This window comes from Anaerotruncus sp. 1XD42-93 (genome assembly GCF_009917605.1).
In the GTDB taxonomy this organism is placed as follows: domain Bacteria; phylum Bacillota; class Clostridia; order Oscillospirales; family Ruminococcaceae; genus Anaerotruncus.
Genome location: NZ_QZEG01000081.1, coordinates 1 through 8,845, shown reverse-complemented (window position 1 = coordinate 8,845; position 8,845 = coordinate 1). Strand labels below are relative to the sequence as shown.

Here is an 8,845-nt window from a genome sequence, read left to right as displayed (position 1 = left end):
AGGTCAGCTGTTGATAAGTTCCGCCAGCAGAATCTCCTCCGCCTGGGCCTTGCAGCTGTTCATCAGGCCCAAAATCCAAACTTCAAAGAAATCCAAACTTTTACTCATAACCTCAATGAATACAGTGTTTTGAGGGGAAAAAGTTTGGATTTCTTTTTGGACGTATACTTACAGGCCGCAGAAGCCAGACAATGTTCCATCGTTGTTTTTCCACTTTTTATTCGGAGATTTTTCTCTCTCCATCTCCAAAGTGGCAAGGGCGCTTGCTTTTTCTTCCGTTGTTATATCAAGATATTTCATTGTTGTTTCTAACTGCTCATGGCCAAGCAGAAAGCTGATCTGAACAATACTAATGCCATCCTCAAGCCAGTGGGATGCTTTCGCATGCCTGAATTGGTGGGCATGTGCGCCAAGTGGCACCTCTGGACATTTCTCATGGGCGATTTTCGCACACAGCTTAATCCGCTTATCAAGTGCGGGTTCAGAAAGCTTTGTTTTCCGTCCTCCCACACGGGAATAAAAAAGATATGCTTCCGGTTCTGGCTTCTCGCCATGGAATTCTTTCAGATATATACGGATATTTGCAACGGCACGCGGAAGAAGATACGCTGTCCTCATTTTTCCGCCTTTTCCCAAAAGTATAATGTAGGGCTTTGGCTCATCCAAATGGATATGGGATATCTTTATGGACCGTATCTCGTCAAGACGTCCTGCAGTGGCATAAAGCACAGTCAGAAATACAACGTCCCGTTTCCCTGTCCTTGTTGAGAGATCCGGCGCGGAGAGCATTGTCGCAACAGCATTCCGTGTAAGCCCACATACTTTCTTTTTGGTGCATTTTTGCCGTTTGATTTTTTTCGCTTCCTGATAAAGATATAAGTATTCGATATCTTTCTCTCCCAGATATTCAAGGAATACCCGCAGTGACCCCAACCGTACATTGCAGGTGTCCGCGCTGCACTGGCGGGTTTCTTTCAGCCAGAGTATCCATTTTTCAAGCCATGCCCTTTCAAAGCATTCCCGGCTGAAACAGTCGGGTTTTATATTCTCCGTTTCCAGAAATGAGAGGTATAAAACCAGGCTGTCCTTGTATGATTTCAAAGTGTGTCTGCTGTTTGTGAGGAAAGTTGGGGCATATGTATTTAAAAAGTCAGAAATAAAGTATGCGATTTTGGCAGATTCATCATTCTTTTTCATCGGGTACCTCCGGTATGATCTCATTGAAGCCGGTTTCCGTTTTTTCCCGAAGGATATCAGACATTCCCGGCACAATGGAATAATAGTATAACGTCGCGTTTATTTCGCTATGCCCCATGGATTTTGAAAGATAAAGGAGCTTTTCGCTGAACCCGAAGGCATCTTCCTCCCACCGGTTGATGTTTTCTACCGCATAATGATGCCTAAGTTCATACGCCACGGGCCTGTTGTTTTTGCCGTTTGCTTTTTCCCACAGCTTTCGGAATATATAGACCACCCATTGCCTGGAATAACCGTTGCCCATCGCATTCTCAAAAAAATATGTCCTCCCGGGATAAATTTTCTCCACTTCCCGGTCGTACTGTTTCAGCAGGTCTGTCATGCTGTCGTGGAGAGCCACATAATGCTGGGCGTATCCTTTTGTTTCATGAATGTTAAGAACCCCATGTACCAGGTCGACTTCGCTTCGTTTCAGTTTCCGGGCTTCTGTTGTCCGTATGCCGCTGCTGTATAGAAGCCTGAAAAATACAGGGCACGTCATTTTGGGGAGGAGAAATTTGGGAGAGGGCTTATAGGGGACTATGCTGTCGCATTCATGGAAAAAATTTTGCAGTTCTTCTCTTGTGAATGCATGTGGAACTCGGGTCCTTTTTTCTGCTTTCGGAACCGGCATAGGCAGGACGTCTGTCATCCTGCGCTTTTGAAGATAACTGATAAAGCTGCGGATTACCCCTGTCCGTGTAATACAGGAGGATTTTGTTTCTGTATCACGTTTCTGACACCACGCATCAACCATTTCCTGGCATAAGGCCCTGCCTGGGAAACGTTCCGCACAAAAACGGTCAAAGTACCTTAGATTTCGCGCCCTTACTTCACTCCAGGAACCAGACGATTCCTGGTAAAACACATACTTTTCTATAAGGTCAGCAAACCCGGATTGATAACTCACCATTGGAACACCTCCTCACTGACAGGAAACTCTCTGATGCCGATTGCGCATTCCCGTAAATGGCTGATATCCGCCGAAAGATAGTGGTTCAGCGAGTCTGGATCGCTGTGTCCAAGAGTGGAACTGATGACAGGGGCTGGGATGCCGGAGCCTGCAAATGAAGCCGCCAGGTTATGACGGAACAGATGCGCCCCTTTCCTGTCACCTTTGTTTTGGCGTATGGAGGCAGCTTCATATACTTTTTGGGCTATATTTCCCACTGTGCCCGGGCTGATCGGTCTACAGGGTGTTGTTCTACAGAGAAAAATGTGTTCATCGTTGCTGTCGGGGCGTTCTTGTGTGGCATAGTCAAAAATAGCATTGCCGACTGCTGCCGTGAGGGGGAGGAGCAGTTCTTCACCAGTTTTTTTCTGGGCGATCCGGATCTCCTCTTTCTTCCAGTCTATGTCGGAAAATTTCAGGGCGGCCACATCGCTGGATCTCATCCCTGTAAAATAAAGGATAGTGCCAATGGCACGGTTGCGCAGGCAAAGCCCACCCTCACTGTCGGAAAGTACGCTGCGAACAGCCTGGGTTTCCTCTTCCGTAAGATACTGGATATTTTTTCGCCGGCGATGCAGATTGGGAAGGTATGTGAGGATGCGCCTGGCAGAATCGAAATAACTGCCCGTCTGTGCTTCAAATACAGATGCGATATTAACCTTTGTGCTGCTGCTGAGCTTTTTGCGGGAGAAATAATCCAGGACATCCCGCTCTGTCACATCCTCCAGTGACCGGAAGCCGGAGGACTGCAAAGCTAATAAAAGGCCGCTGCAGGCAGAGATACTGGCCCTTACTGTCCCCGTTTTAAGGCCGCGCCTGTAGCTTTCTTTTTCATAAATATCAAGCAGGCTTTTAAACTCCTCGATCAACTGTGTGTATGCCCCGAACCTGAAAAGCGGATTACGTTTCCCTTCTGATAAGCTACCATATTTGCTGTAACGGTGAAAAAGATTATAAATCGTTTTTCGGTTTGCCTGTGTTTCCGGGGACGAAGTCTGCGCCACCCTTATCTGACAGGCAGCTTCAAAAGAAGCAAAATGATAAATGTTCTGATGGTTTTCCAACCAGCGGATTTCGCGTCTAACACATTTCATATAATTCTGGCTGTATCCATCCTTCTGCATGTCCTGAAGAAGATCTTCATAAGTTTTGTCTGAATGAAATAAATTCATCTATATCACCTCCATCATTATGATAGCTGGAGATGAAGAAAAAAAGAAATCCAAACTTTTTTCCTTCAAAACACTGCATTCATTGAGGTTATGAGTAAAAGTTTGGATTTTTTTGAAGTTTGGATTTTGGGAATGATGAATAATATCCGCTCTGCCGCCGAGGAAATGGTCTTGAACGATTTGATTTACGCATAAGGCAAAAGGAAGCTGTCATTGAGAGGTGGCAGCTTCCTTTTTCGGGAAGTAATCAAGAAGTCATTAAGTCCCTTGTGTAGTGGAAGGAATTAAAATCAATAACACCTCGACAAATGGGAAGTTTTCTCTTATTGAGTTCGGCACACTTCGTCCCGATAGAAACGGTCACCCTTGGACACCGTAATCAGCTCCCCCCGGTTTTCCATAGCCTGGATACGCTTGGCAATCCACCAGTCGCCGATACCCAGTTGGTGTCGCCCAATCACCTCACCAATAAGCTGAGCCACCCGAAAGGTTCCATCAGGGATATGAGCACGAATAAATGGGTCGTAGAAGTCCTCCCCAACACTGTGCAGACGCCCATTGACAACAGCACGCAAGGGCGCATTTTCCTCTCGAAGCTGTGACCACTCCATAGCGATAGCTCTGCGAACATTTTGGGGGATTTCCCGCTCCAAAGGCAGATACGCCGCCCAGTCTCCCGGAGAAAGTTCTCCCCAGTTCAAACAGGATTGCACTGTGCCATCTTCCCATGGCATCCACCGGGGCATTTCTAAAGCGGTCACAGGGCAGTTACAGTCCCGTAGTTGCCAAAGCACATCATAAAACCCACACAGGGAGTAAGGTGCGTTGCTGTACCAGATTCGCACAGCCTCGCCGTGTTTTCCACCCTCCAAAAGCCGCTCTCTGTCCCGCTGGCGTTGTTCCCAAAGCATATCTCGCTGGGCATAATCGTCCGGGTCGCAATCTGGGAGTGGGAAATCGCCCCCCAACCAAGCGGTAAGCAAATCAAACCGGGCCTTCTCCACATCAGGGCCGCTTATGGGGCCGATGTCCAATCCAACAGACGGGCATAACACATCCCCAGGGTCGCCGCCCACGGGCCGCGCCCGGCGGTTTTCTGCCTCCCATTGGGCCTTGAGCTGGGCCATAGCCTGATCCTTCTCCTCCTGAGTAGGTTCTCGCTCTCCGTCACCGAAAATAAATCCGATTGGCCCATCATCCCAACTGGACGGCCCCCAATGTGTGGCCAGCTTCAATGACCCACACTCACTGTCGGAAAAAACTATTTGTAGCATGGTAAATACTCCGTTTCAAATTGCCATTTAGTTTTTCTCAACCTTAAATTCTACAGTTCTAAACTCGAAGCCGCTTTCTTCTGGCTCTGTTCCGTCTGGCCGTTCAAGTCCTAAAGTATCATAATACTCATTTGTAAATGGAATTTGTTCATAGGGGAAATCGCTTTGCAAATCCTTGATATATTCAAACGGGGTATCTATCGGTGCTATACCTGTCCCTTTGCGAATTGTACTCAAGGCACCTTCCACTTCGGGCCGAACTCTCCATTCCTGTTCTTCTGGACTATTAACAAAATTCTCAAACCTTTTTTTATCCCACCAAATAATCTGTTGCAAAATATTTGTATTACCAGTGGCGAGTATCAGCCCCAAGAAATCGCAGAAATTACGGGCAATTGGATAGACATTGTAATCGCAGCAGGTTTCCGGGTTGACGCAGAACACCATATCTCCAAAGCTCTTAATAAAGCAGTAGTGTATGCCATTATCCCAGCCAATGATTTCCGCTCCAATAGGAGTGCAAAAATACGGTGTTTGCGTTCCCGCTTCTAAGCCAATCCAGCTACCATCTATCTTCAAGTTTTTATATTTTTCATAAAGCAGGTTCATTTAGGTACCCCCGTAAATTTAGCGTTTGTCGAATCACTATGGATATAGTATACCACCAACCCAAGCGACATTCAACCCCCATCAAAGCACACATCTGAGCCGGAGAAAAGCACCGTAGCGATACGGTGCTTTTCTGTTGCCCAGGGCAGCAAAATCAACTGAAAGGAGGTCGCACAATGACCCCAAACGGAAGCAACGACACGGTTACTTTGGAGATTATCAGGGCGAGCGAGGTCACGCCCAGGGAGGTGAAATGGCTGTGGTATCCCTATATCCCATTCGGGAAGATAACCCTGCTCCAAGGCGATCCGGGCGATGGCAAGAGCAAATTCATACTTGCGCTGTCTGCCCTGCTGACCGATGGGAAGCCCCTGCCTTTCCAAGAGGTAGAGGAAGCAAGCGAACCCATGACGGTGATTTACCAGACCACGGAGGATGATGCAGACGATACGGTTGTGCCGAGGTTTATCGCTTCCGGCGGCAATCGTGATAATCTTATCTTCATCAAGGAGAATGAAAAGCACCTGACCTTTGGAGATGACCGGCTGCGACAGGCAATCGAACGGTACAATGTCAGGCTGCTCATTCTTGACCCGTTGAGTTCGTATATCGGGGAAGATTGCTCCATGAACGACGCCAACAAAACGAGGACGGAGCTGAACCACCTTATCAAAATCGGGCAGGAAACGGGCTGTGCAATCGTTGTTGTGGCGCACATGAACAAGAACAGGGATACCTCCCCGCTGTACCGAACCAACGGCTCAATCGACATTGCCGCCGCCGCAAGAAGTATTCTGGCGGTGGCGAGGACGCAGAACAAGGAGAACCTTTCGGAGCGGTATATGGTGCAGGTGAAGTCCAATCTCGCCCCGACCGGCAACGCCATTGTCTTTGAAGTGACCGACAAGGGCGTAAACTTCCAGGACGAAATTGAACTGACAGCGGACGAAGCCTTTTCCCTTTTTGCCCCAAAGCTGGGCAGGCCGAGCGAAAAGGTAGACGGCGCTGTTGCGTTTCTGAAAGAGCTTCTTTCAGACGGCAGGCCGCAGCTTGCTGCCGAGTGCGAAGTAAAACTTGAAGCCGCAGGCTTCAAGAAATCGACCATCAAAAAGGCCAAGAAGAAAGCCGGCGTTCACTCGGTGAAGGAGGGCTTTCTTTGGTACTGGGCTTTGACGATGGGCGAAAAACCGAAAGAGGAACGGCAGGCAGTCACGGCGGATGACGGCCTGCCGTTTTGAATTGAGGTTTTAAGGGAGGTCAAGGGGGGAAAGCCCTTGCCCACGACATCTTTGCGGCGAAGCCGAAAGTGTCATAGTGGGTTACACACATTCGCAGAATGTTGTGTAACGGCGCTCCCCCGCCACCTCTCGGAAAGGAGGAACCGATGGCAAAAGAACCAAGGCCCGATATGAGCTGCGCCCGTGTGAAGCAGTACAAGTCCTCCGACATTGGGGCGGCTGAACGGCACAATGAGAGGAAGAACGAAAGCTACGACAACATCAATGTCGTGCCGGAGCGGATACCCCTCAATGTCCATTTCTGTGACCCCGGCGGGAAGTCCTATATGGAAATTCTGCGGGAGATGGAAGCGGATGGGGCAATCAGCCTGCGGGGGCTTCGGCAGGACGCTACCCTTTTTGACGAGATTATCATTGATGTGAACACGATGTACTTTGAGCGGAACGGCGGCTATGACTACGCCAGGGAGTTCTACGCCGAGGCGGTGCGCTTTCTGGAAGATAAGTTCGGAAGCGAGAATGTCATCTCCGCCGTCATGCACGCCGATGAAATCAACCGGGCGGCAAGTGACGAGTTGGGAAAGGATGTGTACCACTACCATCTTCACGCCGTTGTCCTGCCTGTGGTTGAGAAAGAAATCCTGTGGAGCAAGCGGTGTAAAGACCCCGCCCTGCGTGGGACGGTGAAAGAGGTTATCCATCAGATCAGCCACTCCAAGAAATGGGCTTCCGATATTCCCCTCACCGATGAACACGGCAGGGCAATCCTGCGGAAGAACGGCAAGCCGAAGTACCGGGCGTCATACAGCGTCCTGCAAGATGAATTGTTTGAGCATATGCGGGAGCATGGCTTTACCGACTTCCAGCGTGGCGAGCGTGGCAGCACTTCCGAAAATCTGAGTTCGCTCCAATATCAGATTAAACAGGATACCAAACGGCTCTCCAAGCTCCAAGAGAAGGTTGCAAGGGAGCAGACCAAGTACCAGGCGGCCCACGAGGTCAGCATGACCCTCAGCGACATTGACAGCATGGGTCAAAAGACCATCACGGGAAAGGTCGCTATCAGCAAAGAGGACTACTCCCAGCTTACCTCGCTGGCAAAGGAGGGCATTACCAGCCGGAACGAGATTCACAATCTGAAAGAGAACGCCCGCTATTACCGCCAGCAGTATTCCAGGGCTTCATCGGCGTTGCAGAAAGCGCAGGAACGGTATGACGCTCTGAAAGAGAAATGCCAGCCGTTTCTGGACGCTATGGAGCATTTTCCCGATGTTGTGCGGGTGTTTGTCAGCAAGGTCAGGGAGTTGTTCAGCGTCAAGGAAGCGCAGGAGCGGAGAGAAAAGGAGGAAGCGGAGCGCAGGCGGCAGGCCGAGCGTGAAGCGAGAAAACAGAAGAACAGGAGCAAGGGTTGGGAGAGATAGCCGCTTCGACTACACTCCCGACTTTTTGACTTCTTCACCTGTTCTAAACTGAACGCCCAGGCGTCGAAACCGGGCTTTCGCTGTCGGAAGCCCACGATTTTTGGAAAGGAGCACTATGGAAAATCAATATTCTATCCGTATAGGAAACACCAATTTTATTGTCAGTGTGAAGCAGTCCGAAACGGCGAAAAAGCCCATGGATACAGCGTTTCGTGGCCTTTGTGTCCATGAAGTTTTAGGCGATTGCTTTGCTTCTGACAAGTTCAATTTAGAGGAAATCAAAAAATCCTCTTGACAAACCGTCCCCGGAGGGGACGGGCTACCGGGCGCGGACAAGATTTTCCAAGTTCTTTAACCTGCCGGAGCTGATGAACCTGTTCAAAGAGGTGGCGGACATCAAGACCGCCGACCAGCTGGATCTGCCCACCCCAGAGGTGGAATACCACAATATCGTGGCAAAGCCCACCGAACACCAGCAGGATATGGTGAAGGCCCTCTCCGAGCGCGCCGCCAAAGTCCATTCGGGGACCGTTGACCCATCAACCGACAATATGCTGAAAATCACCTCGGATGGCCGAAAGCTGGGGCTGGACCAGCGCATTATCAACCCCATGCTGCCGGACGAACCCGGCACAAAAGTCAACCAGTGCGTGGACAATATCCTGCAAATCTGGCGGGACGGACAGCCGGAAAAGCTGACCCAGCTGGTGTTTTGCGACATTTCCACACCCCAGGCGGCTGGCTCCAAAAAGGTGGCTAAAACGCTGGATAACCCGATACTTCACGCTCTGGAACAGGCAGTTCCAGAGCCGGAGAAACCGCTGGCCTTTACGGTCTATGAGGACATCCGGCAGAAACTCATCGCACAGGGTATGCCCGCCAGCCAGATCGCTTTTATCCATGAGGCCAATACCGAAGTCCGCAAAAAGGAGCTGTTCTCCAA

8 protein-coding genes and 1 pseudogene are annotated in these 8,845 nt (G+C 49.7%); 4 read left to right on the top strand and 5 right to left on the bottom strand.

From position 1 onward, the window contains the following. Nucleotides 1-168: 168 nt before the first annotated feature. The 5 genes from D5269_RS16175 to D5269_RS16155 form a co-directional block, all read right to left on the bottom strand. Nucleotides 169-1,197 (bottom strand): tyrosine-type recombinase/integrase, encoded by a 1,029-nt coding sequence (locus D5269_RS16175; protein ID WP_120486886.1) that lies wholly within the window; start codon nt 1,195-1,197, stop codon nt 169-171. Further along, nucleotides 1,184-2,149 (bottom strand): tyrosine-type recombinase/integrase, encoded by a 966-nt coding sequence (locus D5269_RS16170; RefSeq protein WP_120486885.1) that lies wholly within the window; start codon nt 2,147-2,149, stop codon nt 1,184-1,186. The genes D5269_RS16175 and D5269_RS16170 overlap by 14 nt, the downstream gene beginning before the upstream one ends. Continuing rightward, nucleotides 2,143-3,360, bottom strand: a complete 1,218-nt coding sequence (locus tag D5269_RS16165) for a tyrosine-type recombinase/integrase (RefSeq protein WP_120486884.1) — start codon at nt 3,358-3,360, stop codon at nt 2,143-2,145. The genes D5269_RS16170 and D5269_RS16165 overlap by 7 nt, the downstream gene beginning before the upstream one ends. Before the next feature lie 323 nt (nt 3,361-3,683). Continuing rightward, a complete protein-coding gene (locus tag D5269_RS16160) occupies nt 3,684-4,634 on the bottom strand; it encodes a DUF3658 domain-containing protein (protein ID WP_016324426.1) in 951 nt (316 codons plus the stop codon). 27 nt (nt 4,635-4,661) lie between these two features. Continuing rightward, entirely contained in the window at nt 4,662-5,243 is a 582-nt protein-coding gene (locus D5269_RS16155) for a hypothetical protein (RefSeq protein ID WP_016324427.1), read from the bottom strand. 176 nt (nt 5,244-5,419) lie between these two features. On the opposite strand from D5269_RS16155, the gene D5269_RS16150 reads away from it, so the two are divergent. From D5269_RS16150 to D5269_RS16135, 4 genes and pseudogenes are all read left to right on the top strand, one after another. Further along, nucleotides 5,420-6,481, top strand: coding sequence for an AAA family ATPase (locus tag D5269_RS16150; protein ID WP_120486883.1), 1,062 nt, complete (start codon nt 5,420-5,422; stop codon nt 6,479-6,481). Between the two features lie 146 nt (nt 6,482-6,627). Continuing rightward, the gene (locus D5269_RS16145) at nt 6,628-7,902 is read left to right on the top strand and encodes a plasmid recombination protein (RefSeq protein WP_016324429.1); all 1,275 of its coding nucleotides are present in this window, start codon (nt 6,628-6,630) and stop codon (nt 7,900-7,902) included. A gap of 115 nt (nt 7,903-8,017) precedes the next feature. Beyond that, nucleotides 8,018-8,197: a hypothetical protein gene (locus tag D5269_RS16140; protein ID WP_016324430.1), complete on the top strand. Its 180-nt coding sequence runs from the start codon at nt 8,018-8,020 to the stop codon at nt 8,195-8,197. 7 nt (nt 8,198-8,204) lie between these two features. Then, nucleotides 8,205-8,845 (top strand): annotated as a pseudogene (locus D5269_RS16135) (hypothetical protein); the annotation flags it as partial.